The 26,221-nt window shown below is 63.4% G+C and carries 19 protein-coding genes; 14 read left to right on the top strand and 5 right to left on the bottom strand.

All coding sequences use genetic code 11. The annotated features are described in order from the left end of the window. Positions 1-13 precede the first annotated feature (13 nt). The 9 genes from EWM63_RS29190 (at position 14) to EWM63_RS29150 (ending at position 9,879) form a co-directional block, all read left to right on the top strand. On the top strand, positions 14-1,594 hold the full coding sequence (locus EWM63_RS29190; protein WP_130189646.1) for a PAAR-like domain-containing protein: 1,581 nt from the start codon (positions 14-16) through the stop codon (positions 1,592-1,594). Positions 1,595-1,610: 16 nt separating this feature from the next. Continuing rightward, a complete protein-coding gene (locus tag EWM63_RS29185) occupies positions 1,611-2,594 on the top strand; it encodes a beta propeller repeat protein (RefSeq protein WP_130189645.1) in 984 nt (327 codons plus the stop codon). After that, the gene (locus EWM63_RS29180) at positions 2,587-3,915 is read left to right on the top strand and encodes a hypothetical protein (RefSeq protein ID WP_130189644.1); all 1,329 of its coding nucleotides are present in this window, start codon (positions 2,587-2,589) and stop codon (positions 3,913-3,915) included. Before EWM63_RS29185 ends, EWM63_RS29180 begins: the two co-directional genes overlap by 8 nt. Continuing rightward, positions 3,912-4,295, top strand: coding sequence for a YbbN family protein (locus EWM63_RS29175; protein WP_130189643.1), 384 nt, complete (start codon positions 3,912-3,914; stop codon positions 4,293-4,295). The genes EWM63_RS29180 and EWM63_RS29175 overlap by 4 nt, the downstream gene beginning before the upstream one ends. Positions 4,296-4,332: 37 nt before the next feature. Continuing rightward, positions 4,333-5,316, top strand: a complete 984-nt coding sequence (locus EWM63_RS29170; RefSeq protein ID WP_130189642.1) for a beta propeller repeat protein — start codon at positions 4,333-4,335, stop codon at positions 5,314-5,316. A gap of 29 nt (positions 5,317-5,345) precedes the next feature. Beyond that, a complete protein-coding gene (locus tag EWM63_RS29165; protein WP_130189641.1) occupies positions 5,346-6,365 on the top strand; it encodes a beta propeller repeat protein in 1,020 nt (339 codons plus the stop codon). A 445-nt stretch (positions 6,366-6,810) separates the two neighbouring features. Next, on the top strand, positions 6,811-7,749 hold the full coding sequence (locus tag EWM63_RS29160) for a tyrosine-type recombinase/integrase (RefSeq protein WP_130189640.1): 939 nt from the start codon (positions 6,811-6,813) through the stop codon (positions 7,747-7,749). 162 nt (positions 7,750-7,911) lie between these two features. Further along, positions 7,912-8,910: an aldo/keto reductase gene (locus EWM63_RS29155; protein ID WP_130189639.1), complete on the top strand. Its 999-nt coding sequence runs from the start codon at positions 7,912-7,914 to the stop codon at positions 8,908-8,910. Between the two features lie 90 nt (positions 8,911-9,000). Further along, a complete protein-coding gene (locus EWM63_RS29150; protein WP_130189638.1) occupies positions 9,001-9,879 on the top strand; it encodes a hypothetical protein in 879 nt (292 codons plus the stop codon). Between the two features lie 135 nt (positions 9,880-10,014). Here EWM63_RS29150 and EWM63_RS32185 read toward each other — a convergent pair whose 3' ends face one another. Continuing rightward, positions 10,015-10,515 carry an FxDxF family PEP-CTERM protein gene (locus EWM63_RS32185; protein WP_259772521.1) on the bottom strand — a complete coding sequence of 167 codons (501 nt, stop codon included), beginning with the start codon at positions 10,513-10,515 and terminating at the stop codon, positions 10,015-10,017. A 351-nt stretch (positions 10,516-10,866) separates the two neighbouring features. Further along, on the bottom strand, positions 10,867-13,161 hold the full coding sequence (locus EWM63_RS29140; protein ID WP_165390987.1) for an FdhF/YdeP family oxidoreductase: 2,295 nt from the start codon (positions 13,159-13,161) through the stop codon (positions 10,867-10,869). 116 nt (positions 13,162-13,277) lie between these two features. Here EWM63_RS29140 and EWM63_RS29135 point away from each other — a divergent pair, with 116 nt between their 5' ends. Next, a complete protein-coding gene (locus tag EWM63_RS29135; RefSeq protein WP_130189637.1) occupies positions 13,278-13,982 on the top strand; it encodes a hypothetical protein in 705 nt (234 codons plus the stop codon). Positions 13,983-14,038: 56 nt separating this feature from the next. On the opposite strand, the gene EWM63_RS29130 is transcribed toward EWM63_RS29135, so the two are convergent. Both EWM63_RS29130 and EWM63_RS29125 read right to left on the bottom strand, forming a co-directional pair. Continuing rightward, positions 14,039-14,509, bottom strand: coding sequence for a cyanophycin metabolism-associated DUF1854 family protein (locus EWM63_RS29130; protein WP_130189636.1), 471 nt, complete (start codon positions 14,507-14,509; stop codon positions 14,039-14,041). After that, positions 14,496-16,778 (bottom strand): cyanophycin metabolism-associated ABC transporter, encoded by a 2,283-nt coding sequence (locus EWM63_RS29125; RefSeq protein ID WP_130189635.1) that lies wholly within the window; start codon positions 16,776-16,778, stop codon positions 14,496-14,498. Before EWM63_RS29125 ends, EWM63_RS29130 begins: the two co-directional genes overlap by 14 nt. 262 nt (positions 16,779-17,040) lie before the next feature. Here EWM63_RS29125 and EWM63_RS29120 point away from each other — a divergent pair, with 262 nt between their 5' ends. From EWM63_RS29120 to EWM63_RS29105, 4 genes are all read left to right on the top strand, one after another. Further along, positions 17,041-19,221, top strand: a complete 2,181-nt coding sequence (locus tag EWM63_RS29120) for a cyanophycin synthetase (RefSeq protein WP_130189634.1) — start codon at positions 17,041-17,043, stop codon at positions 19,219-19,221. Between the two features lie 39 nt (positions 19,222-19,260). After that, positions 19,261-21,831, top strand: a complete 2,571-nt coding sequence (cphA, locus tag EWM63_RS29115; RefSeq protein ID WP_130189633.1) for a cyanophycin synthetase — start codon at positions 19,261-19,263, stop codon at positions 21,829-21,831. Between the two features lie 239 nt (positions 21,832-22,070). Continuing rightward, entirely contained in the window at positions 22,071-23,423 is a 1,353-nt protein-coding gene (locus tag EWM63_RS29110; protein ID WP_130189632.1) for an acetylxylan esterase, read from the top strand. A gap of 18 nt (positions 23,424-23,441) precedes the next feature. Next, positions 23,442-23,807 carry a DUF2784 domain-containing protein gene (locus EWM63_RS29105; protein ID WP_130189631.1) on the top strand — a complete coding sequence of 122 codons (366 nt, stop codon included), beginning with the start codon at positions 23,442-23,444 and terminating at the stop codon, positions 23,805-23,807. On the opposite strand, the gene EWM63_RS33195 is transcribed toward EWM63_RS29105, so the two are convergent. Next, positions 23,771-26,218 (bottom strand): outer membrane protein assembly factor BamB family protein, encoded by a 2,448-nt coding sequence (locus EWM63_RS33195; protein WP_207221187.1) that lies wholly within the window; start codon positions 26,216-26,218, stop codon positions 23,771-23,773. The genes EWM63_RS29105 and EWM63_RS33195 overlap by 37 nt on opposite strands. Positions 26,219-26,221 lie beyond the last annotated feature (3 nt).

The following is a 26,221-nucleotide window of genomic DNA, read 5'->3' as shown; positions in this document are numbered from 1 at the left end:
GAGAGGAGCATTAATGCAGACTCATGTGTATGCCAATGACCAGGAAATCGCATGCAAGGCGGCGGGCTCGGACGGGGTTTCTCCGCAAGCCTTTCCCGATCCATGCTGGAGCCCTCCGGGCCCGCCCGCCGGTCCGATCGTCATCCCGTACCCGAACACCTGCTTTGCGGACAGCATCACGAACGGTACCAGCACCGTGTTCGTCTGCGGTAAGGAGGTCGCCATCGAGGACCAGTCGTATTTTTCAACCAGTACTGGCAATGAGCCGGCAACCCGGGCATTCAGGAAGGGCGTTGCAACCGGGGTCATTACCGGCAAAGCCTATTTCACGCAGTGGTCGTTCGACGTGGTCTTCGAGGGCTTTGGCGTGCCGCGCAATGATGACCTTGTAAGTCACAATCATGGGTCGCAGCCTGGGAATACGCCGCTGTTTCCGTATATTTCGCGTAGTTTTTTTTCTTCGTTCCCGTGTAAGAAGGAAGAAGCTGCGATAAAACGTGCTTGCGCCCCTGAGTCGGAGCATTCGGAGAGCAAGAAGGAAATCAAGAGCAAGAGCAGCTTGGCGAGACTGCTGCGAAGTAAGCGTAGGCCAGATGGTAAAAAGGAACACTGGACAAAGGAACATTGCGATGGCCTGGAGATGTCGGTTGGTAAGAAGGTGGACGCGAAAAAGTATATCGAAGACATGAAGCATGCTGTTAGCGAGATTCCGAAAGAATTGAAAGTCCTTGATGCAATGAAGGCTGAGTTGGAGGATATGGTTAAACATGCTGCAATGCGTGCTGGCGGTAAGTGGGCTTTGAAAGCTGGTGCGAAGCAGCTTGGCGGCAGTGCCGTTCCGCTTGCCGGAAACATTGCGATGGGGCTGTGGTCCATCTACGATGCGGGGACATCGATTGCGGACGTTTACGAGATCAGGAAAGTCGCTGCAGAAACCCTGGTGAAGCTGGATATTCTAAGGTCGAGGCTGCCAGAGATTAATGCGCTTCGTGAACGCTTTGCGAATTTCGATAACCTGAGCGCAAAGGAGCAGGAAAAAGAGTTAACGAAGCTGGCTGCAGACGCTCAGGACACGTTGGCCACGCTTAATGACTGCGTTAGGGCGAGAAAGTGCAATCTGGTTCCCTATACTTCAGAGACTCAAGCGCCACCGAACAAGAATATTAGGACGGAGCCCGCAACTGGCGATAAAGGTGGTTGCTGCGAGGGCCAGACCGGCCACCATCTATTACCTGAGAAGTCTTTGGAAGGCACGTGCCCCAAGTACAACCATGGCACGGCGCCAACCGTCTGCGTGGAAGGGGTCAGCCAGAACCATGGTAGTCATCAACGTGCGCACGTGGCGCTTGCACGGGAGCACGAAGCACTGAACCGCGCGGGACGCGTCGATGCAAATTCCACAATGTCGATGAGTGACGCTATAGATGCTGGCACCCGTTCACATCAGCGGGCGTTCTCACTGTCGAGATGTTCTCAAAAATGCATACGGACTCAGTTGGCTAATTACTATAACGCTATTTGTAGCACAAGCGCTAGACCGATAATGCTTGATGCCCAAGCTAAGCCAGTTGCTTCGGAGGACGGTCCCGATTAACTACAGGAGTCAATAAATGAGTGTGTTTTTGGATAAGAAACGGTGGCAACAGGTGTTTGATGGTTACGAAATTGTCGACGTCGCTCTTTTGGATAAGAACTCCTTGCAATTCGTTGCAAAGAAGAGCATTTCATCTGATGATGCTTCGCAAATGTATGACGGTGATATTCCCACCCGTTTGGTGGTATTATATACAGATCGGGCAGCGGGCGTTAATTGCGGATTTATAGAACTCGACGGTATGGCATATCCTTCAGTCGGGGTGTCTCGTCATCCATTCCCGCGCCCCAGCGGCATGGCGGTTTCGCGGAATCGGCGTGGGGATGTCTATCCCCGTGGCGGAGGGGTATCAGGTCCAATGGAGCAAATTGATCCATCAGGCCGCTCGCCCGGGATAGAGCGTCTCAAATGTATAAATGGATTCACATATGCTCCTGGCATCGGTAGAGCGCTTTACAAGCGCGTCGATGTAGGCAAATGGGTGCCTTTTGATGAAGGTATCCCCAAGATCAAAGAAGTCACTACGAAAATGGGCTTCCTCGATATTGATGCGTTTTCCGATACTGACATGTATGCGGTCGGCGGCCATGGCGACGTATGGCACTTCGATGGCCAGAGTTGGAAACAAATGGGTTTCCCAAGCAACGTACAGCTAGCCACGGTAACCTGCGCCGGTGACGGCAATGTCTATATCTCGGGTGAAGGCGGCAGTCTATGGGTGGGCGGTAAGTCTACTTGGAGATCAGTCTACAAGGGCACGTCGAGCGTATTGTGGAATGATGCGCTTTGGTTCCAAGACAAACTCTGGCTCTCTTCCGATTATCAATTTTGCCAGCTGAACGATGGCAAGGTGGAACGGGTCATCCATGAAGGGGAAACCGTGCCGATGTCCGGTCACATGGACGTGCACGACGGATTACTTGTTATTGCAACGCTCTATTCGGTAAGAAGTTTCGATGGTTCGACCTGGCGCAGGTTGATCGAATCTTACGATGACTGATGGCCACATCCGCGTGATGAAGCAGTCATTGCCCGCATTCGTTGAACCTCTAGTCCGTCGTTATGTCGAAGATGCCGCCTTCTATTGGGCGCAGCACGATACGTCAGCCCAGTCGACGCATGCCGGCCTCGCTGCGCTGACGAGATTCAGTCACCTGCTGCGTGCCCACCTGGAGGCCCTTGGTGGCGCTGGCGCGCATGCGTGGCCGCACTGCTATGAGGCGCTGGTGCGCTGGAAAAAGCCTGCCGAAGCCTTCGTGTCTGCCTGGGTTGCGCTCTCCAGTGACGAGCCTGCGCAGGTGGAAGCCCTGATGAAAAACGTTCGGGCCCGGCCACAGGAACTGCTGCGCGGAGTCATCAGCGCATTTGCTTGGCTACCGCCTGCAGCCGCGCGCGAACGTGTCGCGCAATGGACGAAACCGGAAAGCGACAATGTAGAGCAGGTTGCCGCTCTACGAGCAGCCGCTGTGATCGGGGCCGAGGTGAACGACGCGATAGCGCAACCGCTTGCCGTACTTCTCGCGTCTACAGATGAACACGTGCGTGCTGCCGCCTGCCGCGTCGCCGCCCACGCGGACGACGCAATTGCGATCCTCGAACCGATGCTTGCCGATCCGGCGCTTGCCGTACGCGCCGAAGCGGCTATCGCACTGGCACTCGCCGGCAGTGTCGACCATGGCCATGGCGTGGCAGTGTTGTGGGATTGCGTCGCGTCGCAGTCGTCAATTACACAAACGGCGACTGGCTGGTTTGCCAAAAAGGCGCATCGGCGGTTAGCCCGCTGGGTTCGGCACCTGGCCCTGATGGATCTTCCCGGGACGGCACGCGCGCTCGACGAATTGCCACCGGAATCCAGGCTGACGTATTTCGCCTGGCACGGGGATCCAGGCTTGCTGTCCGACGTTGTAGAGCTGATGCGTCATCCGGAAGTCGACCGGTACGCGGGATGGGTCTGGCAGACCATTACGGGTGTCGATATCGCAGTAGCAGGATTGGCGGAGCCTGAACAGCCACCGGAGGGCAAAGCAGGCACGCCCGTTGTGACAGGCCCCGGCGGGGAGGCATCGCTGGCGGTCCCTGACGCCGACGCCATTGCCCGCTATCCGGTCGACTGGCTCGAACCAGGCCGCCGCTACCTGGCCGGCCAACCACGTAACAGGAAACATGCGCTGGCTTTGCTGATGGATGCGCCGCAGGCGGTACGCAGCATTGCCGCCGGTCACTTGCGCGTCTCGGATGGGGAACGCATAAGCGTGCGTTCGTGCGGCATAACCCAACGACTTTCAATATTGCGCCACGCTGATGATGAGGGAGCCCAATGACGAAGCAACTCGACCCTTGGGACGATGCAAGCATTCTTGCCGACCGCTTGTCGAATCCGAACGCCAACCTGTTCGTGATAATTGGTGCGGAAAGCTGGTGCGCAAAGTGCCGCGAGCTGCGACCGCAATTCGATGAGCTGGCCAAACGCGCCGACCCCTCGGACGTGTGGTTGTGGCTCGATTTGGAAGATCACGTGGATTTTATCGGCGACTACGTTCCGGACAATCTTCCGATGCTGGTTTCGTACCGTGGCGCTCGGTTCCAGAGCTGCCTGCATGTCCACGCGTCGCTTGACGTGATGTCGTCTAGCGAGGAGAAAGGCGAGGCGGCGGATCCTGGTATCCGGGCCCGTCTGCTGCAGCACGATTGGGTCAAGTGAGCAGGGGGAACCGCTGTCACTGACGAAACAGGAATCAATGATGAGTGTGTTTTTAGATAAGGAATGCTGGCAGGACGTTTTCGAAGGTTTCCAGATTGCAGACATCGCTATTCTGGATAAGCGGTCGTTGCATATAGTAGCTAAGAAGAGCGTATCAAGCGACGAGGCATCGATGTTGTTTGACACGGATATTCTCACGCGTCTGATAGTGCTCTATACAGATCTACCGGAGGGAGCCAACTGTGGCTACACAGAATTGACGGGAATGGGATATCCGATGGTTGGCGTATCGCGACCTCCGTTCCCACGTCCTAGCGGTTTAGTCGCTGCAGCGAACAGACATGGCGACGTGTATCCGCGGGGTGGCGGTGTCGACGGTCCGATGGAGCAGATTGATCCTAACCGCCAGCCCGGAACGGAGCGCCTCAAGTGCATCAATGGCTTTACCTATGCTCCTGGAGTTGGAAGGGCGATATACAAACGTATTGGCGTCGGCAAGTGGATGCCATTCAACAACGGCATCCCCGGCTCCGAGAACGTCACCACTAAAATGGGCTTCCGCGACATCGACGCCTTTTCGGAAACCGATATGTACGCGGTGGGCGGCCACGGTGACGTGTGGCACTTCGATGGCCAGTCATGGAAGCAGATGCGCTTCCCGAGCAAAGACCAGCTCGCCACCGTCACCTGTGCCGGTGACGGCAATGTCTACATCTCGGGTGAAGGCGGCAGCCTGTGGCTAGGGGAAAAATCCAGCTGGAAGCAGATTTATAAAGGTGGCTCCAGCGTGCTGTGGAACGATGTGCTGTGGTTCCAGGACAAGCTCTGGCTGGCATCCGATTACCAGTTCTGCCAGCTGAACGGTGGTAATGTGGAACGCGTCATGCACGAAGGAGAAACCGTTCCGATTTCCGGGCACATGGACGTGCACGACGGAATTCTGGTGATCGCGAGCCTGTACTCGGTAATGAGCTTCGATGGCTCGACATGGCGCTGGCTGGTGGATCCGTACAATGATTGACAGTGCACTATCAATGACAATGACCGCGAATGGCTGCAGCCGCGCAAAATACACCAAGGAAGTTTGTGGACATATTTCTGGATGAGGAGTGTTGGCGGGACATTTTCAAGGGATACGACATTGTCGATGTAGCCGTTCTCGATCACCGTTCGCTGCATTTCTGCCTGAAGCAGGCCATTCCCCTCGAGGAAGCATCGATGTTGTCCGATGCCGATATCCCGACGCGGCTGGTCGTCCTGTACACCGACCGGCCGGCAGGCAAGAACTGTGGCTCCATAAAAATCGACGGAATGACGTCACCACGGGTTGGCGTTTCGCGTCCGCCGTTCCCGCGCCCCAGTGGACTGGTAGCGGCAAGGGGTTGGGGCGGCGACGTGTATCCGCGTGGCGGCGGGATCGAAGGCCCCCTGGAGCAGATCGCCCCGCGCAAACCATGTATTACCGAGCGCCTCAAGTGTATCAACGGCTTTACTTACGCCGCGGTTCGCGGACGGGGGCTGTACAAGCGCGTGGACCTGGGCCGGTGGGTGCCATTCGATGCGGGGCTCCCGAAGAGTGGGGAGTCTCCCAAGATGGGCTTTCAGGATATCGACGCGTTCTCTGACGATGACATGTATGCCGTCGGTGGCGAAGGGGACGTATGGCATTTCGATGGCACGAGCTGGAAACGGATGCATTTCCAGGATAAGGCCCGCCTGGCCACCGTGACCTGCGCGGGCGATGGGAATGTCTACATTTCGGGTGAGGGCGGCAGCCTGTGGGTCGGCGCTAAATCCAGGTGGAAACCCGTGTGCAAGGGCAATTCGAACGTGTCGTGGAACGATGTTTTATGGTTCCAGGACAAACTCTGGCTGGCGTCGGATGACGATTTCTGCCACTTCACGAGTGGGGGAATCGAGCGTGTGACGCATGACGGCGGCATCGTTCCCATGTGCGGTCACATGGACGCGCACAACGGCATACTCGTGATCGCCGACCTGCACCGGGTCATGAGTTTTGATGGCTCGGAATGGCGCACGCTCGTGGCGCCATATGGCACGGGGTGGTGACGTTGAAACTGGACCGCCATCTGACCGTGGCGGGCAGAGGAAGGCAGGCATGGCCAAAGTCAGGGCAGGGCAGGACAGTCTGCTTGGCGCTGCCGTCCTCGGGGTCACAGCGCTGATGGTTCGCGAAGTGCACGTGCATCGAATACAGCGCCCGAACTGGCAAACTCGATCACATCATGGGCAAATAGCCTCCCGCCCGCATCGCCGTTAACGTTCCAGTGCTACACATGAGATTAACGGGAAATTGATCCCTATCATAACCATCACAAGGATCCGGTCACGTTCTCACTCATCTCATATAAATGCAACTAACCGAACGTAACATACACACACCAACATCAAACGCTCAGGCCACTCAAGCTTCCGTCTACAGCGCAAAACGCACGCAAAACAGAGGCACAGCGCAGCCAGAAACGAAGCGGGGCGGTGATAAAATCACAGCACCATGACCATCTCAGCCTGGGACCGCAATCCCGTCGCTTCCTTCGAGCAGTTCCTGCACAGTGCCGACTTCGCGCGAACGGCAAAGCGCGCGGCGCCGCCGTTGTCCACTGCCTCGGCGGAGGTCTACATGTTCATGTTCGGCCGGTTCGCCAAATGGCTGCGCGAGCGCGGCTCTTCGCTGAGCAGGCTGCAGCCGGCGGAACTGCTGGAATTCCTGGCCACGCGCGATGCCCGGGGTCGCCCGTTGCACAGCAAGATCGCCTACCGGTACCTGCGGCTGCTCGAGCGCTGCTACGACCACCTCGGGCGCCTGCCCAATCCGGCCAGTGCCGCCATCGCCATGCTGGCGGCGGACCGGCCTGCGCACGACCGTGAAATGGTGGCCCTGTCGCCGGAGCAGGCCGGCCGTCTCATTGCCAGCAAGCCGGAACAGACGTCGTGGAAACGCCAGCGGGACCGTGCCATGCAACTCGTGATGCTGTGCGCCGGCTTGCGCGTGGCGGAAGCGATCGGGCTGCTCGTTGGCGAAGTGGCCGCCCGCCCGGAGGAGGACGGTACCCTGCGCATCACGCTGACGCCCGCGAGCAAGCAGCCCACCAGCTGGCCACACGAAACATTCCTCCAGGGACCGGCCGTGGACGAAATCCTGGCCTGGCTCGCCACCCGCGAGCAGCTCGGCATTCCCGGCGAGCTGCTGTTCCCGGCGGACGGGGAGGGCGGGCCGCTGCATAAGAGCACGGTCTACCGCCAGGCCCGCAACGCGATGAAGGAAGCGGGCGTGGCAATTACCCATGTGGGTGGGCGCACCTTGCGCAATGGCTTCGCGGTGGGAGAACTGAACGCCGGTGTGCCGGAAGAGGCGATGCGCAAGCGGCTCGGCCTGGCGCGGGCGCACGCACTGCAATCGTATCTGAGCGCCGCCCGCAAGCAGCGCGGATAGCCTGCGTCGGTAGCCAGCGCTGTGTCAGCGCACAGCATCACAGCGTCGCGCACTGCGCTCCCCATTGCGCGCTGCCACTTGAATCGTGCGCCCAAGGCGGCGGTGTAGCATGAGCGCGCGGCAGTGTCGCCGTTACTCCATCAACCAAAGAAGGGACGCAACGTGAACCAGCGTTATCGACCGATCACGCGCCTCGGCCTGGGTGGCACCGGGCTCGGCGACATGTACCACGCCACCAGCGATGAAGCGGCCAATGCCACTGTCGATGCGGCCTGGGAGGCAGGCATCCGCTACTTCGATACGGCGCCGCACTATGGCACCGGCCTGTCCGAGCTGCGCTTCGGCCACGCGCTGCGGCGGCGCTCGCGCGCCGACTACACGCTGTCGACGAAAGTCGGCCGCGTGCTGGTTCCCGACGTGGCTGGCGACATGCAGAGCCCCTTTGTTTCTTCCCTGCCGTTCCGGCGGGTGCTGGACTACACGGCGGACGGCGCGCGTCGCTCCGTCGAGGACAGCCTGCAGCGACTTGCCATCGGCAGCATCGATATCGTGTACGTGCACGACCTGTCGCCCGACGCCCTCGGTGGCGAGTTCGATCACTACTACCGGATTGCCGCCGGCCCAGGCGGCGCGTTCGAAGGCCTGGTGAAGATGCGCCAAGAAGGCTTGATCAAAGGGTGGGGGCTGGGCGTCAACACGATCGAGCCATGCATGCGCGCACTCCGGGATTCCGATCCGGATATTTTCCTGCTGGCAGGGCGCTACACGCTGATGGAAACCACGCCGCTGCAGGCGTTGTTTCCCCTGTGCGCGGAGCGCGGTGCGCAAGTGGTGCAGGGCGGGCCCTTCAATTCAGGCTTCCTTGCCGGTGGCACGAACTATGATTATGGTCCGGCCAACCAGGCGCAGAACGAGCACCGCGACCGCCTCCGGCAGGTGGCGGCGCGCCACCAGGTCGACCTGGCCGCGGCGGCGCTGCAATTCGGGCTGGCTCACCCGGTCGTGGTCGCCACCATTCCCGGCGCGAGCAGCCCGGAGCACTTGCGGCGCAATGCCAGCCTGTTGTCCATCGAGATACCGGAAGGCTTCTGGCGAGAACTGCTGGCCGAAGGCCTGATACCGCCGGAAACGCCGATACCATCGCGCACGCCGCAGCAATAGACGAGCCCGCGTGGCTTGCCGAGGTGCCGGCATCGTCCGCCTGCTTGTGCAAGCTGCGCCCTTTTTCCCGCAAACGTCGTACTCTTCAGTATGCGTGAAAATATTCCACCTGCCGACCCATCCGCAACCGCTTTCCCGCCCGCGCCTGGCAGCGACGCGGCGACAAATTCGGGTGCCTTTACCAACCCCAATTTCGGCAGCCCGGATGCACCCGGCATTCCTGGCGCCGGTGCACAGGCGCCCGCGGATGCCGCCGACCACATCATTTCGCCCGCACGATTGCGGCAAGGCCTTCTCTGCTTGTTCATTGGACTGGTGGCCGTTCTGGTAGCCGTGGCCGGGGCCGCGTTCGTGCGCGACTTCCGTGCTTCCCAGGCATTGCATGCCGTCGCACGCGTGGCCACGGCCTCCGTCTCAAAGCAGGAGCAAGCGGTAATGCCGGCTCGCGATCTTGCGTCCCTGCCGCCGGGAACGCCGGTAACGCCGGCGACGCCGGCCGGTACTCCCGCAGTGCTCCCAGGGAGTCAGCCGAGCGTTCAACAGTCGATGGCGAGCGCGGGTATTCCCGCAGGCCCGGGCATGGCTTCCCAGGCGAACCTCAACGATGCGGCAACCGCTTCCGCAGTCAAGGGAGGCGCCGGCTCGGCGGGCGAAGTCGCGGGCGCCGTACCCGGGCAGATACAAAGCGACGACCCGAAAGAACTTACCGCCGGCGCGACGCAGGGCGACGTTGCCGCGACGCCGGCGCGCGCGAAAGCTGAAAAGCGCAAAGGCACTGCGCGGGCAAGCAAACAGAACGCGTCTTCCGAGCACCGTGCCGGTGGAAAGCGCACGGCCCGCTCGAGCGGCACCTTCAAGCGTTGCCCGCCGCTGGGCAGGAAGGGCGCCGTGATGTGCCGTTGGCACATCTGTAACGGTGGCGCCGGCAAGGAACCCGCATGCCGGCCTTACCTCGAGCGCAGGCCATGACGTCCTGCCGCCACGGAGCCATGACGCCCTAACGCCATACCGCAGATTTCGCTGTCTGGATGCTGCCGCCGTCAGCCAAGGTTCCGCACCTTGCACATGCCGGAACGCCTCATCGGCCGGAGGCCGCCAGGCGCCTCAGGGCCGCCGTCGTGCCAGCAAGCCCAACACGCCCAGGCCGCCGATCAGCATCCCGTACGTTGCCGGCTCCGGAACCGGTTGGGTGAACGACAGCGATATGTCGAGCGAAGCATCGCGCACCGCGTTGCCGGTTGCGATCAGTGTGTAGGTGCCCGGGCCCAGGCTGCCCAGGAAGCTCGAGTGCGCAAAACCGCCCAATACGCCGGCGAAATCATCGCTGGCGACCACGGTCGACGAATTGTCGAGAATATCGATATTGACGCCGACCAGCCGCGGGCCCTGGCCATCGGCAGTATCGATGATCCAGCCGGCGAGGCCGTTGAAGTCGGCATAGTCGCTGAGTGTAAAGGTTGTGCTCTGGGTCAGAAGCCCCTGGCTGCTGACGAAGGTGTCGATGAACAGGTTGTCGCCGGGCCCGAGCGGCTGCGCGACGACGGCACTACCCATCAGGTTGCCGTAGAAAACGGATTGGGTTTCGGCGAACGCCGGTCCGGCCAGCAGCGCGGCAAGCGCCGTGGCCCGGCCCTTGTTGCGAGCCGTCGCGTGAAGAATCCAGTCATCACAGGTGCAAGCATGATCACTCCAGGTTGTCAGGGGGAAGTCGGACGATGAAAGCCTGGACAGGACGACCTGGCACGTTCGGGACCGAACCTGCTTGGGACCGAACCTGCTCAGGATCAGCTCGGGATCAACCCAGGATCAACCCAGGCTCAAACTAAGCGCCGACCCGATCTGATAGTCACGCCACGCTACACTCCAGACTAGACCCCGCGCATCATTTGTCAACCTGGCAAACCTGCGGCTTTTCTGTGGAACCTCAACGGTCACGCATTGTCGGGTGGACGCCCATCAATGCGCTGCCGCCTTGCGCACCAGCACGTCGACCGATTTCACGGCCGGCACCTTGCTTTCCAGCGCATGGTGCCAGAGAGGGACCAGCGGGTTGCACTCCGGGTAGTATCCCGCCACGCTGCCCTCCGGAATGTCGTACCCCACCACGCACAGTCCTCGCACCTGGCGTGGCGCGTCGTCGCTGACGGCGGTGGCCAGGTCCACCACATCGCCTTCCGCGAACCCCTGGCGCGCCATGTCGGCGCGCGACATGAACAGCACCATGCGGCTGCCGCTGATCCCGCGGAAACGATCCTCGTTGCTGTAGATGGTCGTGTTGAACTGGCCATCGCTGCGCACCGTGAACAGGCGCAGCGCGGCCGGGTCGCGGCTGTCGGTATCCGCGTCGACCTGCAGCGTTTGCGGCACCGTGAATTCGGCGCGCTTGCTGGGCGTATCCCACACGCGCTCCGCGGCACCGAGCGGCTTGCGAAAACCGCCGGGTGTCCACATGCGCTCGTTGAAATCCTTGAAGATGGCAGGGTAGGTGGTTTCGATCGCGTTCCGGACCCGGCTGTAGTCGGCAACCCACGCATCCCAATCCACTTTGGGATTCGGCGCCAGCGTCGCCTTCGCCAGCTCCGCCACGATGGCAGGCTCGGAGAGCAGGGTGGTGGCGGCGGGCTCGGCCATTCCGCGCGAACCGTGCATGCACGCGGTGCTGTCTTCCACCGACACGGACTGTGGAATGCCGCGCTGGCGGTCGATTTCGATACGGCCCAGGCAGGGCAGCACATACGATGCCTTGCCGTGGATAACGTGGTTGCGGTTGAGTTTCGTGGAGACCTGTACCGTCAGCGGCAACTGGCGCCAGGCCGCCTCCATCCGCACCGTATCCGGCACCGCGCGGATGAAATTGCCGCCGAGTGCCACGAAAGCGGGCACCTTGCCGGCCAGGATCGCTTCGCAGGCTTCCACCGTGTTCATGCCGGGCTTGCGGGGCGGTTCGAAGTCGTATTGTTCCTTCAGCTTGTCGAGCGGCGCCAGCTCCGGCTTTTCCGTGATGCCCACCGTGCGCTGGCCCTGCACGTTCGAATGCCCGCGCACAGGGCAGATGCCGGCACCAGGCTTGCCGATATTCCCGCGCATCAGCAGGAAGTTCACCAGCATCGTCACGTTCTGCACACCATGGCGGTGCTGGGTCAGGCCCATGCCGTAGACGCCCATCACGGCCGCCGATTTGCAGTACACGTCGGCCGCCGCCTCGATCGCGGCGCGGGTCAGCCCCGCTTCGGCCTCGATCGACGCCCAGGAACAGTCGCGTACGGCCTGCTCGAATGCCGCGAAGCCGTGTGTGTGCTCCTGCAGGAACGGCATGTCCAGCACGCGCTGCGCGCCGCCGGCCCGGGCTTCGTCGTCCTGTGCCAGCACGGCCTTGCACAGGCCCATCAGGGCGGCCGTATCGCCACCGGGCTTCAACTGGTGATACTGGGTGCTGATCGGCGTTTCCTGCCCGGTCAGCATCTCGAGCGGCGATTGCGGGTTGGTAAAACTGACGAGCCCGCGTTCGCGCAGCGGGTTGAACGTGATGATCTGCACGCCGCGCTTGCGCGCTTCCTGCAGCTGGTGCAGCATGCGCGGGCTGTTCACGCCCACGTTCTGGCCAAAGAAGAAGATGCAGTCGGTATGTTCGAAATCGTTCAGGCCGACCGTGCCGACAGCCACGCCGATTGTCTTCTGCAACCCGACCGAGGTGCTTTCGTGGCACATGTTCGAGCTGTCAGGCAAGTTGTTGTTGCCATACATGCGTGCGAACAGCTGGTACATGTACGAGGTCTCCAGCGAGGCTCTGCCCGACGAGTAGAAAACCACGCCGTCGCGATCGCAGGCTTGCAGGGCCGTGCCGATCTCGGCAAAGGCCGTGTCCCAGTCGATGGGCCGGTACTTGTCGCTGGCGGCGTCCCAGCGCAGCGGTACCGTGAGCCGGCCCAGGTCTTCGAGCGCATGGTCGCTCCAGCTTTCCAGCTCCGTGACCGTATGGCGGTCGAAGAACTCGGCGCCGATAGCCTTGCTGGTGGTTTCCCACGCGGTCGCCTTGGCACCGCTCTCGCAGAATTCAAAAGGGTGCGGGTTGGCGGGCTTGGCCCATGCGCAGCTCACGCAGGCGTAGCCATCCGGCTTGTTTTGCTTGAGCAGCAGGCGGCTGTCCTTCAGCGGCACGTGCTCATGGAACAGGATATTGGTGACTTCCTTGACCGATCCCCAGCCACCCGCAGGCATGTTCGCCGGTTCCACCTTGACGTTTTCGCTCATGGTATCTCCTCGATGATGCCGAACGGTAGCGCGGCACTGCCGGGCGGTCGGTGCGCAGCCGCACAATGACCAAGCCACCACGTGCCAACTCGTCGAAGTTGAGGTATCCTCGCGCGATGCAATCCGATACCCGACCCGATACCCCCCGCGAAGCGGGCCGCGACAGCCACCACGATGGCGGATACGATGGCGGACAGCCCCCAAGCGAATTCGACCAGCCGATCCCGCCGAAAGGATCTGAGGGCTTCGCACAATCTTCCCTCTCCCGCAAGCTCGCGTGGACAGGCGCGGTGCTGCTGCTGGCCGCCACCGTTGGCGCAGCTGTCTGGGCCGCCAAGGCATGGCAGACGAACCGCACCCTGGCCAATGTGGAGAGCTCGCTTGCCGCGAGGTCGCTGCCCGCCGTGTCGGGTAATGACGCAACTGCGGTGCCATCCGATCGTGCGCCCGACGTGGTGGCGGCGCCCGCCGCGGTGTCCGCGGATCGCCTGCCCGCCCTGGTCCTGCCCGGCCAGCCCGTGCCGGCGGCAGTGCTGCGCGACCTGCCGGAATGGGTGGCTGCGGAAATGGGAACGGTGGAAACGTCGGGCGGTTCCGGCGACGAGTCTGCTGCGCCGCCGGCTTCCCCGGCAATCGCCACCGCGGCCGTGCCTGTCCAGGCGATGCAGCAGGCGCCCGCGCGACCGGCCCGCTCCGAGGGTTACGGTGCCGTGTTCAAGCGCTGCCCGGGCCCCGGCCAGTCAGGCGCGGTCGAATGCCGCCGCGCCGTGTGCGATGGCGCGGCGAAGAAGCTGTCCGCCTGTGCGCCCTATCTGAAGTAACGAGGCAAGGCGCGATCAGGCGCCTTGAAGTAACGAGGTAGGTGCAGTCGGGCACCTTACATGAACCGGTCGAGAATCTTCTTGCTGTGCTTGTCCAGCGTGTACTGATTCCGCACCAGGAACTGGATGCCGTGCGTATCCGAGATGAGGAGGGCTTCGGCGCCAATGCGCCGGATGTCCTCTTCGCCACGCAGCACGAAATCGGCGGCGCCCCGGTCCGTGTCGACCGTCCACGTGCACGGCGTGGCAAAGCTTGTCACATCGATGATGCGCCGGATTTCCGGCATGAATTCCCGACCCGACAGTTCCTCCCGGATCAGGGCGGCCGTTTCCGCCGGCAGGTCCTCGACCCGGTCGATCCAGATCACTTCCTTGCCATCCGTGTTCACCAGTGCCAGGCCTTCGTCCGGCGCCTGGATCGGAAAGGCGCGCACAGGCGCCACGTTGTCGTGCACCGTGCCGTTCGCATCGGTCAGGGTCAGGCGGCCGAACGGGTCGCGCCGGAGCGTAAAGTCAGTTGTCGTCATCGCGTTCTGCTCCCTTGTCATCCAGGTCCGTATCGACGTTGCGGGCCTGCGCCTGATACAGGCGGTAATAGGCGCCTTCCTGCGCCATCAGTTCTTCGTGCGGGCCTTCCTCGACCACCTTGCCGCGGTCCATCACCACCAGCCGGTTCGCACGCTGCAGCGTCGACAGGCGGTGCGCGATGGCGATCGTGGTGCGGCCGGCCACCAGGTTGTCCAGCGCTTTCTGGATTTCCTTCTCGGTCTCGGAGTCCACCGATGCCGTTGCCTCGTCCAGGATCAGGATGCGCGGATCGATCAGCAGCGCGCGGGCGATCGAGATGCGCTGCCGTTCGCCGCCCGACAGGCCCTGGCCCCGTTCGCCCACCATCGAATCGTAGCCTTGCGGCAGGCGCAGGATGAAGTCGTGCGCATGGGCCGCGCGGGCCGCGGCCATGATCTCGGCACGCGTCGCATCGGGCTTGCCGTAGGCAATGTTCTCGGCGATGGTGCCGAAGAACAGGAAGGGCTCCTGCAGCACCAGGCCGATATTGCGGCGGTAGTCGGAGACGGCCAGCGAGCGGATATCCACCCCGTCGAGCAGGATCGCGCCTTCGGCCACGTCGTAGAAGCGGCAGATCAGGTTCACCAGCGTCGACTTGCCGGAGCCCGAATGGCCGACCAGACCGATCATCTCGCCCGCCTTGATCTCCAGGTTCACGCCGCGGTTGACGGCCCGGTTACCGTAGCGGAAGCCGACTTCGCGCAGCGTGATATTGCCTTCCACCCTGGGCAGCTTGACGGGGTTGGCCGGCTCCGGCACGGAAGACACATGGTCGAGGATGTCGAAGATGCGCTTGGCCGCCGACGCCGATTTCTGCGTGACGGAAACGATACGGCTCATCGAATCGAGGCGGCTGTAGAAGCGCGTCGAATACGTGAGGAACGCCGTCAGCACGCCGACGGTCACGTGCGACTGCGAGACCTGCCAGATGCCGAACACGTAGATGACCAGCAGGCCGATCTCGGTCAGGAACGACACGGTGGGCGAGAACAGCGACCACACCTTGTTCAGCTTGTCGTTGACGGCCAGGTTGTGCTTGTTGGCGATGCGGAAACGGTGCGCTTCGCGCGTCTCCTGCGCAAAGGCCTTGACGACGCGGATACCGGGAATCGTATCGGCCAGCACGTTCGTCACCTCGCCCCATACGCGGTCGATCTTTTCAAAGCCCGTGCGCAGGCGGTCGCGCACCAGGTGGATCAGCCATGCAATGAATGGCAGCGGTACCAGCGTGACCATGGCCAGCCACGGGTCGATCGTGAACAGGATCACGCCCGTCATGATGATCATCAGGCAGTCGGAGGCGAAATCGAGCAGGTGCAGGGACAGGAACACGCAGATGCGATCGCTCTCGCTGCCGATCCGCGCCATCAGGTCGCCGGTGCGCTTGCCGCCGAAGTATTCGAGCGACAGCCGCAGCAGGTGTTCATACGTGGACGTGCGCAGGTCCGCGCCGATGCGTTCGGACACGAGCGCCAGCACATAGGTCTTGCCCCAGCCGAGCAGCCAGGCCAGGATCGCGGCGCCGAACAGCGCGGACATGTACATCGTCACGAGGCTGGTGTCGACCGGCTGGCCGTTCTGGTAGGGAATCAGCACATTGTCCATCAGCGGCATGCTGATGTAAGGCGGAATCATGTGCGCGGCCGTGGACAGCAGCATCAGCGTGAAACCGCCTGCCAGGGGCCAGCGGTACGGGTGCGCAAACCGCCACAGCCGGAACAGGGTCCAGGTCGAGGGCGGCGTGTGCACGACTTTCGTGCAGATCGGGCATTCGTCCTGGTCCGGCTCGAGCGGCGCCTTGCACGTGGGGCAGGCATGTTCCTCGGCGCGCACCACGGGCTGGCCCGTGAGCGCCGCGTCGAGCAGCGGCGCAAACTGCTCGGAAAGCTTGATGGCGTGCAGGTTCTGGCCCAGCGTGAAGCGCCACGCGGCCAGCCGGCCATGCTCGTCGAACAGTTCGAGGTGGCCCACGCCGGCATGGTCATGCAGCTTCAGCGTCATGCCTTGCCGGTAAGGCCAGGCTTGCCAGCCTTCGTTCGGCGCACGGGCCAGGATGCGGCGATCCGTCAGTACGACGATGCCCTTGGCGAAATGCAGTTTGTAATCGAGGTCAACCTCCAGGGCACTTTGCACGTTTTCCCCAGAGGCAAGCTGCAGTTGCGTGTCCGAACGCCAGTGTTCCGGTAGTTCGATGCGGGCCAGCCCACGGGGAAGATCGGTTCTTGTCATTGTCTGGATTGCTCCGTGAATTCCTGCCTGCGGCTTTGCCGTTTGGCAAGAAAGTAAAATAGATGGGAAAATATCAGGATGTAACGGTTCAGGCTAACAGTGCGCTGACACGATTAGCGCACGGAAGAGTGGACCCGGATTTTATTTATTGTATTCTTCGGGAACGATTCGGAAGAGGAAGCCGCTTATCGTGAACACCCTGGTGGGTGGCGATGCATTCGAGTGGGGTTGAGTATACCGTAAGAGGTACTAGAGCAAAAACATGACAAAAAAGAAAGATATCGACGTTCTCCGTGTAACTTACCTGCGCGGCCCGAACATCTGGACCTACCGCCCAGTCATCGAAGCCTGGCTCGATATCGGCGAGCTTGAGAACTTCCCTTCCAATACAATCCCTGGTTTGTACGAAAGATTGACCACGATGTTGCCCGGCATGGTCGAGCACCGTTGCGGCGTCGGCGAACATGGCGGTTTCTTTGAACGCCTGCGCGACGGCACCTACGCCGGCCACATCCTCGAACACGTCGTGCTGGAACTGCAGAACCTTGCCGGCATGCGCACGGGCTTCGGCCAGACGCGCCAGACAGCCGAGGGCAGCGGCATCTACAAGATGGCCTTCCGCACCCGCCAGGAAAACGTCGGCCGCGCCGCGCTGGCCGCCGGCCGCGACCTGCTGATGGCCTGTATCGAAGACCGTCCCTACGACCTGCAGGCCACGGTCGACCGGCTGACCGATATGGTCGAGCGCCTGTGCCTCGGTCCGTCGACGAACAGCATCGTCGATGCCGCGACCGACCGCGGCGTGCCGCACATCCGCCTGACCGACGGCAACCTGGTCCAGCTGGGCCATGGCGCCCGCCAGCGCCGCATCTGGACGGCGGAAACGGACAATACCAGCGCGATCGCCGAAGGCATCGCCAGCGACAAGGACATGACCAAGAGCATCCTGGCTTCGTGCGGCGTTCCCGTGCCCGAGGGCGCGCTGGTCGACAACGAAGACGAAGCCTGGGAAGAGGCGCAGGACATCGGCTTGCCCGTGGTGGTCAAGCCGTCCGACGCCAACCATGGCCGCGGCGTGACGCTGAACCTCACCAACGAGGCCGATGTCCGCAAGGCCTTCCAAATCGCCCTTGAACGGGGCGACAGCTCGTCGGTGATCGTCGAACGTTACGTGCTCGGCGACGAACACCGGCTGCTCGTCGTCGGCCGCAAGGTCGTGGCCGCCTCGCGCGGCGAGTCCGTGTGGATCACGGCCGACGGCCAGTCGACGATCACGCAGCTGGTCGACGCGCAGATCAATTCCGACCCGCGCCGCGGGCCGAACGAGGAACATCCGCTGAATCCGGTGGAACCGGAAACGTCGCCGGAAGTGCAGCTGGTCCTGCAGGGCCAGGGTCTCGCGCATGACTCGGTGCCGGACGCGGGCCGCAAGGTGCTCATCGCCATCAACGGCAACGTCGCCAACGACGTGACCGACCTCGTGCATCCAGCCGTCGCCGAGATGGCGGCGCTGGCGGCGCGCGCCGTGGGCCTGGACATTGCCGGCATCGACCTGGTGGCGCAGGATATTTCCCGCCCCCTCGAAGAGCAAGGCGGCGCGATCATCGAAGTCAACGCCAGCCCGGGCCTGCTGGCCCACCTGAAGCCGGCGCCGGGCGGCACGCCGCGGCCCGTGGGGGCGGCGATCGTCGACGAAATGTTCGCCCCGGGCGAAACGGGGCGTATCCCGATCATCGGCGTGGCCGGCACGTGCCACACGGCGCTGATCGCACGGCTCACGGCATGGCAATTGCAGGTCTCCGGCCGCTACGTGGGCGTGGCATGCGAGGAAGGCGTCTACCTGAACGGGCGCAAGATCGCGCGCGGCCCGCTGAGCGAGTGGGAATCCGGCCAGCGCCTGCTGCTGAACAAGAACGTGGAATCTGCGGTATTCGCCAACGGCAACCGCATGGTCCTCGGCGAAGGCCTGGCCTATGACCGCTGCACGGTCGGCGTCGTCACCGACACGCGCGGTCACGACAGGCTGGGCGAGTTCTATATCAGCGATCCCGAGCAGATGTTCCGCGTGCTGCGCACGCAGGTCGACGTGGTGCTTCCCGATGGCATGGCCGTGCTGAACGCCGGGGACGAGCAGGTTGCCGACATGGCCCGGCTGTGCGATGGCGGCGTGCTGTTCTACGCCGTGCATGAGGATGCGCCGGCGCTTGTTGCGCACCGTAACGAGGGCGGCCATGTGGTATTCGGCCGCGGCGGCTCGTTCGTAATGGCGATCGGCGCGGACGAAGTGGCGGAACTGCCGGCCAGCTGCCTGCCGAACGACGCGGACGAATGCCGCGAAGCCGTGCTGGCCGCAATCGGCACCGGCTGGGCCCTCGGCCTGTCGCCGGACCTGATCGCCGCGGCGCTGCGCACGTTCGAATGGAAGAACCGGGCCGCCGCGTAAGCGTGCCCGCTAAGAAGAACACCACACAGGAATCAGTACATGGAAGTGATCCGCACCCGCGCGCTGCGCGGCCCGAACCTCTGGAGCCACCATACCGCGATCGAAGCCATCGTTTCGTGCACGCCGGAAGAGCTGGCGGTCGACAGGCTGCCCGGCTTCGAAGTGAAACTGCGCGCGCGCTTTCCCGGCATCGGCCAGTTCCAGCCGCATGGGCATGCCGACGCAGTGCCGCTGGCGCACGTGCTGGAACTGACGGCGCTCGCACTGCAGGCTGAAGCCGGGTGCCCCGTCACGTTCAGCCGGACCACGGCCACGGTCGAGCAAGGCATTTTCCAGATGGTGGTCGAGTACACCGAGGAAGAAGTCGGCAGGCTGGCCGTGGAACTGGCCGAAAAACTGGTCAACGCCGCCTTGCAGGACACGCCGTTCGACCTGAACGCCGCGCTGACGGCGCTGCGCGACCTCGACGAGGACGTGCGCCTGGGCCCGAGCACCGGGGCGATCGTCTACGCCGCCGTGGCACGCAAGATCCCTTACCGCCGCATGACGTCGGGCTCCATGGTGGCCTTCGGCTGGGGCAGCAAGCAGCGCCGTATCCAGGCCGCCGAGATCGATACCACCAGCGCGATCGCCGAGAACATTGCGCAGGACAAGGAGCTGACGAAGAAACTGCTCGATGCCGCCGGCGTGCCCGTGCCGGTAGGCCGCACGGTCGACAGCGCCGACGAAGCATGGCAGGTGGCCCAGCTGATTGGCCTGCCCGTGGTGATCAAGCCGAAGGATGGCAACCAAGGCAAGGGCGTCACCGTCAACATCACCACCGAGGAACAGACCCGCGCGGCATTCAATACGGCGCGCGAATTCCGCGACGACATCATGGTCGAGCGTTTCCTGCCCGGCCACGATTACCGCCTGCTCGTCATCGGCAACAAGCTTATCGCCGCGGCGCGGCGCGACCCGCCGCACGTCGTGGGCGATGGCGTGCACTCGGTGCGCGAACTGGTCGACATCGTCAACGCCGACCCGCGCCGCGGCAGCGGCCATTCGACGTCGCTGACGAAGATCCGCTTCGACGATATCGCGCTGGCACGCCTGAAACTGCAGGATCTCGACGCCGACTCGGTACCGGCACAGGGCCAGCGCGTCATCCTGCGCAACAACGCCAACCTGTCCACCGGCGGCACGGCCACCGACGTGACGGACGACGTGCACCCCGAGGTGGCGGCCCGCGCCGTGGAAGCGGCGCAGATGATCGGCCTCGATATCTGCGGCGTCGACGTCGTCGTCGATTCCGTGCTGCGCCCGATCGAGGAACAGAACGGTGGCGTGGTCGAAGTCAATGCCGCGCCGGGCCTGCGCATGCACCTGTCGCCGTCGTACGGCAAGGGCCGGCCCATCGGCGAGGCCATCGTCGGCACGATGTTCGCCGAGGGCGAAGATGGCCGCATTCCCGTCGTCGCCGTGACCGGCACGAACGGCAAGACCACGACCGTGCGCCTGATCGCGCACCTGATCGCTTCGTCCGGCCTGCGCGTGGGCATGACCAACACCGATGGCGTGTACGTCAACGGCCGCCAGATCGACAGCGGCGATTGTTCCGGTCCGCGCAGCGCGCGCAACGTGCTGCAGCATCCGGACGTGGATGCCGCCGTCTTTGAAACGGCGCGTGGCGGCATCCTGCGCGAGGGCCTCGCGTTCGACCGCTGCAAGGTGGCCGTCGTCACCAATATCGGCGCCGGCGACCACCTGGGCCTGAACTACATCACCACGGTCGAGGATCTCGCGGTCCTCAAGCGCGTGATCGTGCAGAACGTCGATGAAAACGGCTGGGCGGTGCTGAACGCCACGGATCCGATCGTGGCGGCCATGGCCGGCGCATCGAAGGGCAAGGTCATCTTCTTCGGCGCCGACCGCTACCATCCGGTCGTGGCCACGCACGTGGCCCAGGGCCGCCGCACCGTGTATGTCGACAAGGGCGACCTGGTGGCCGTGGAAGGCAAGTCCGTGCAGCGCATCGCGCTTGCCGACGTCCCGCTGACCCGCAACGGCACCATCGGCTTCCAGGTCGAGAACACCATGGCGGCCGTGGCGGCGGCATGGGGCGCCGGGATCGACTGGCAATCGATCCGCCTGGGCCTGAAGACCTTCACGACCGACAGCCACAATGCACCGGGCCGTTTCAACGTATTCGACTTCCGCGGCGCCACCGTGATCGCCGACTATGGCCACAACCCCGATGCGATGCTCGCCCTCGTGCAGGCGGTCGAATCGATGCCGGCGAAACGCCGCTCCGTGGTGATCTCCGGTGCCGGCGACCGGCGCGACGAGGACATCAGCCAGCAGACGGAAATCCTCGGCAGGGCGTTCGACGATGTGGTGCTGTATGAAGACCAGTGCCAGCGCGGCCGCGCCAGCGGCGAAGTGATCGCGCTGCTGCGCCAGGGCCTGAACGGCGCCCCGCGCACCCGCAATGTCGACGAGATCAACGGCGAGTTCGTCGCGATCGACACGGCGCTGGACCGGCTGGGCGAGGGCGACCTGTGCCTCGTGCTGATCGACCAGGTCGAAGAAGCGCTCGCGCACATCGCGAAGCGGGTGGCTGCGGGCTGACGGGTTCAGGTCTCCCTTCTCACTGATGGCCGCAGCTGTAACACGCGGCCGCCGAACACCGGTGTCTGACACCATTTCTGGAAGATTCACCCAGAAATGGTGTCAGACACCGGTTTTTTTTAAGCCAACGATCCTGATCGAGCCGCCCCATGCGCAGCGGCCTGACTATTTCAGGGCCCGGGATTGACGCTGCAGGACTCCGCTTCTACGATCACCGTTCCGATTCCCCAAGGTGATCCATGACCCGTCATTCCTTCCGCCTGCTCGCCATCGCCGCACTGGTCGCGGCATGCCACGTTCCCGTCACCGTCGCCGCGGCGTCGTCCGAAGTCCGCCTGCTGAACGCGGCACCCGCCGCAAGCCCCCTGGCTGTCACGCTGGACCGCCCCGACTGGACCTACAAGACCGGCGACCGCGCCACTGTGCGTATCCGCCTGGACGTGCAGCCGTACCCCGCAGAAGGCATCCCGGTTCGCTACCGCCTGGGCCCGGACATGCTGGAAGGACCGGAGCGCACGATCCTGGTGCCGAAGGAAGGTGTGTCGTTGCCTGTGCCTGCCCAGGCGCAGCCTGGCTTCGTGCGGGCGATCGTCGAAGCGACGGTCGACGGCAAGCAGGTGAAAGCCAGCGCCACCGCGGCATTCAGCCCGCTGGACATCCGCCCCGTGCAGGCCGAGCCAGCCGACTTCGACGCCTTCTGGGCCGCGCAGAAGGAACAGCTGGCCAAGGTCGATCCGCAGTGGACGCTGGCCCCCGCCCCGGACCTGTCGACCGCGACCGTCGAAGTCTCGTACCTCCACTACCAGAACGTGGGCCAGGGCGGCCGGCCAACCCGGATCTATGGCGTGCTGGCCGTACCGCGCGCCGAGGGCAGGTATCCGGCCGTGCTGCACGTGCCGGGCGCCGGCGTGCGCGGCTACAAGGGCGCCGTCGACCTGGCCGAACAGGGTGCGATCACCCTGCAGATCGGCATCCACGGCATCCCCGTCAACCTGCCGGACGAACTGTATGAACAGCTGCGCTACGGCGCGCTGGAGAGCTACAACCGCTACAACCTGGACGACCGCGACACGTATTACTATCGCCGCGTGTACCTGGGCGCGCTGCGCGGGCTCGATTACCTCGCGCAGCACCCGAAGTGGGACGGTGCAACGCTCGTCACGCAAGGGGGCAGCCAGGGCGGCCAGCTGGCCATCGTGACCGCCGCGCTGGACCGGCGCGTCACGGCCACGGTCGCCTCATATCCCGCGTACGCGGATGTCACCGGCTACCTGGCTGGCCGGGCAGGCGGCTGGCCGGGGTTGTTCCGGAAAGACGATGCCGGCAACGCGAAGGACCAGCCCCTGGCGCCGAAAGTGAAGACCACGGGCTACTACGACACCGTGAATTTCGCGAAACGGCTGCGCGCCCCGGTGCTGTTCTACGCCGGCTACAACGACACCGTCACGCCGCCTACTTCCACGTTCGCCGTCTATAACGTGATTCCTGCGCCGCGCGAGATCGTGATCGAGCCGGAACAGGTGCACCTGACGTCCGCCGCCCACGGCACGACGCAGCAGCGGTGGATCCTGCGGCAGGCCGGAAAGCGCTGACGGCAGCGGCATCGCGCCATGTTCTACGGGTTCGCAGCCACGGCGGTACTGGTCGTTCACCTCGGCTTCATCGTCTTCGTGCTGTTCGGCGGCCTGCTGGCCACGTGGCGCCGCTGGGCTATCGCCATCCACCTCCCGGCCGCTGCATGGGGCTTCGCGGTCGAGGCAACAGGTACTGGCTGCCCGCTGACGCCGCTGGAGAATGCCTTGCGCGCGCGGGCCGGCATGGCGCGCTATGAAGGCGGCTTCATCGAGCATTGGCTGCTGTCGGTGATCTATCCTGAAGGACTGACGCGGGATACGCAGTATGCACTGGCCGGTACGGTCATCGTTTTCAATGTGCTCGTCTATGCCTGGGTGTTCGGGCGGCGGAAGGGCAAATAGGGAATTTGCGCTACCTCGGGAGCGCATAGGCGACGATTTTCGTGCTGAGCCTTGCGCTCATGCCAGGTCTGCCGCCGGCGGCGATCACGACGAACTGCCGGCCGCTGCGCGGCGACGTATAGGACATCGGCGTCGCCATGCCCGACCCGGGCAGATCTGCTTGCCAGAGCAGTTCCCCCGTTGCGGTATCGAAGGCGCGGAACATGCTGTCGACGGCAAAGCCGGTAAAAACGATCCCCCCCCCGCGTCGTCACCGAACCGCCACTGCCGGGTACGCCCATCGTGACAGGCAAACGGGAGCGTATCCCGAATGGGCCACTGTCCCGGCCGGTTCCCAATGGCTTGCTCCAGATGGCCTGGCCCGTTTTCAGGTTCACGGCAGTGATGAGCCCCCATGGCGGATTCACGCATGGGATGCTCAGCGGTGACACGAATGGCTTGACGGTCGCGGCATACGGCGTGTTTTCCATTGGCGCCTGTGGGGTACCTTGACCGGTACTACCATCGAAACGGCGGAAACCCCTCGCGGTTGCCTCGGCGCGCGGCATCAGTTCGATACGGGTCGGCATCCGCATCCAGTTGACGATCATGACGTTCTGGTCGATATCGACCGATACACTGCCCCAGTTGATCCCACCGCCATATCCCGGGTCCAGGATGATGGAGCGCCCGGGCGTCGGCGGCGTCAGTGTTCCCTCGTAGCGCGCCTGCTTGAACATGATGCGGCACATCATCTGGTCCACAGGTGTCAGCCCCCACATGTTCGACTCGCGCAGCATGGCGCCACGGAACGACGGCATCGCGGTCGAGAAGGGCTGGGTGGGCGACAGTCGTTCGCCCGGCGCTATTCCGCCTTGTGGCACCGGGAGTTCGCTGACAGTCTTTATCGGCTTGCCTGTCAGGCGATCCAGTACGAAAATTTCCCCGCGCTTCGTTGGCTGAATCAACGCGCGCCGCACACCATCCGGCGTGGGCAGGTTGACCAACGTTGGCTGGGACGGGACGTCGTAGTCCCAAATGTCGTGATGCACGGTCTGGAAACGCCAGCGCAGCTTGCCCGTCTCCGCGTCCAGTGCGATCACCGAGCTGGCCAGGTCGTCGTCGAACGAGCGCCGTTGGGCACCATAGAAATCGGGCGTCGCATTACCGGTCGGCAGATACACCAGCCCAAGCTCTTCGTCGGCACTGATGGGTGCCCAGCTGTTCGGCGTCGAGCGTGTGTAGGTTTCGCCAGGAGCAGGGGCCCCACGGCGGTCCGGCCGGCCTGCGTCGAACGCCCACGCCAGGCGGCCGGTGACCAGGTCATACGCGCGAATGACGCCGGACGGCTCGCCCCAGTACTGCCCATCCATGATGGCGCCGCCGAAGACAGCATTTCCACGAACGATCTGCGGCGCCGAGCTGACGTAATGGTAGCCGGTCGGAACGTCGCCCATACCTTCCAGCAGCTGTACGCGGCCGTTCTCGCCGAAGCCGGGACAGGGGCGACCGGTTTCTGCATCGAGTGCGAACAGCTCGGGTGTCTGGTTCGTTGCGATGATACGTTCGGCGCACATGCCGGTCGCGTTCGGAACACGGAAGTATGCAACACCACGGCAAGGCTTGCCCGATGGCGCGACGCCCGTGTTCATGTCGTAGCGCCAGCGCTCCTTGCCCGTCTCTGCATCGAGCGAAAGGACCATGTTGTGGCCGTTGCAGACGAAAAGAGCATCGCCGATATTGATGGGCGTAACCTGCAAGCTGGCGCGTGGGCCGGGTGATGCGGGACCGACATCGGCTTCCCACGCCACTTCCAGCTTGTCGACATTGGCACGCGTGATCTGGGCCAGCGGACTGAAACGCGAGCCCCCGGCGTCATTGCCATAATGAGGCCAATCCTTGCGGTCCGCGTTGGCCGGGACTTCGGAACGTGCCGCTACCGGCGGTGCCTCGCCACGTGCCCATAAAGGATCGACCGGTTGCGCCGGGCCCATGGCATGAATCGCTGCGCCACTCAATACTGCTGCTGGAAGCGCGAAAGCGAAATGCCGAAGGCGGAGGCGGCTTGAAGCCGAAGTGCGCAATGCATTCTTCGGTTCGCGCAGGAAAAGGACTGGCGTACCGATGACGGACAGCGCACCGAGCCGGACGATCAAACCCCATGGGTCGAATCCGACCTCGTAGATTGACCAGGTAAGCGTGGCCAACAGAAACACACCGTACACCCGGGCGGCGCGTGGATCGCGGCGCCATGCGAGCAAGCCGCCAAGCGATATTGCCGCGCCGGCGGCCAGATAGTACAACGAGCCCCCTGCACTTGCCAGCATCGTCCCGCCGGCCAAGAGGCTTAGGCCAATCGCTACCAGCGCAGCCGCATAGGTACGCCGGGGCCACTCGCGGCCCCGGTTCGTTTCTGGATTTTCTGTTGGCATAAA

It is taken from the genome of Pseudoduganella lutea, assembly GCF_004209755.1.
GTDB lineage: Bacteria > Pseudomonadota > Gammaproteobacteria > Burkholderiales > Burkholderiaceae_D > Rugamonas > Rugamonas lutea.
This window is presented reverse-complemented; position numbering and strand designations above follow the sequence as displayed.

What these genes read in the sequence shown, in the direction of transcription:
- EWM63_RS29190 (WP_130189646.1), top strand. Translation starts at nt 14, where the DNA reads ATGCAGACTCATGTGTATGCCAATGACCAGGAAATCGCATGCAAGGCG.
- EWM63_RS29185 (WP_130189645.1), top strand. Translation starts at nt 1,611, where the DNA reads ATGAGTGTGTTTTTGGATAAGAAACGGTGGCAACAGGTGTTTGATGGT.
- EWM63_RS29180 (WP_130189644.1), top strand. Translation starts at nt 2,587, where the DNA reads ATGACTGATGGCCACATCCGCGTGATGAAGCAGTCATTGCCCGCATTC.
- EWM63_RS29175 (WP_130189643.1), top strand. Translation starts at nt 3,912, where the DNA reads ATGACGAAGCAACTCGACCCTTGGGACGATGCAAGCATTCTTGCCGAC.
- EWM63_RS29170 (WP_130189642.1), top strand. Translation starts at nt 4,333, where the DNA reads ATGATGAGTGTGTTTTTAGATAAGGAATGCTGGCAGGACGTTTTCGAA.
- EWM63_RS29165 (WP_130189641.1), top strand. Translation starts at nt 5,346, where the DNA reads ATGGCTGCAGCCGCGCAAAATACACCAAGGAAGTTTGTGGACATATTT.
- EWM63_RS29160 (WP_130189640.1), top strand. Translation starts at nt 6,811, where the DNA reads ATGACCATCTCAGCCTGGGACCGCAATCCCGTCGCTTCCTTCGAGCAG.
- EWM63_RS29150 (WP_130189638.1), top strand. Translation starts at nt 9,001, where the DNA reads ATGCGTGAAAATATTCCACCTGCCGACCCATCCGCAACCGCTTTCCCG.
- EWM63_RS29140 (WP_165390987.1), bottom strand. Translation starts at nt 13,161, where the DNA reads ATGAGCGAAAACGTCAAGGTGGAACCGGCGAACATGCCTGCGGGTGGC.
- EWM63_RS29135 (WP_130189637.1), top strand. Translation starts at nt 13,278, where the DNA reads ATGCAATCCGATACCCGACCCGATACCCCCCGCGAAGCGGGCCGCGAC.
- EWM63_RS29130 (WP_130189636.1), bottom strand. Translation starts at nt 14,509, where the DNA reads ATGACGACAACTGACTTTACGCTCCGGCGCGACCCGTTCGGCCGCCTG.
- EWM63_RS29125 (WP_130189635.1), bottom strand. Translation starts at nt 16,778, where the DNA reads ATGACAAGAACCGATCTTCCCCGTGGGCTGGCCCGCATCGAACTACCG.
- EWM63_RS29120 (WP_130189634.1), top strand. Translation starts at nt 17,041, where the DNA reads ATGACAAAAAAGAAAGATATCGACGTTCTCCGTGTAACTTACCTGCGC.
- cphA (WP_130189633.1), top strand. Translation starts at nt 19,261, where the DNA reads ATGGAAGTGATCCGCACCCGCGCGCTGCGCGGCCCGAACCTCTGGAGC.
- EWM63_RS29110 (WP_130189632.1), top strand. Translation starts at nt 22,071, where the DNA reads ATGACCCGTCATTCCTTCCGCCTGCTCGCCATCGCCGCACTGGTCGCG.
- EWM63_RS29105 (WP_130189631.1), top strand. Translation starts at nt 23,442, where the DNA reads ATGTTCTACGGGTTCGCAGCCACGGCGGTACTGGTCGTTCACCTCGGC.
- EWM63_RS33195 (WP_207221187.1), bottom strand. Translation starts at nt 26,218, where the DNA reads ATGCCAACAGAAAATCCAGAAACGAACCGGGGCCGCGAGTGGCCCCGG.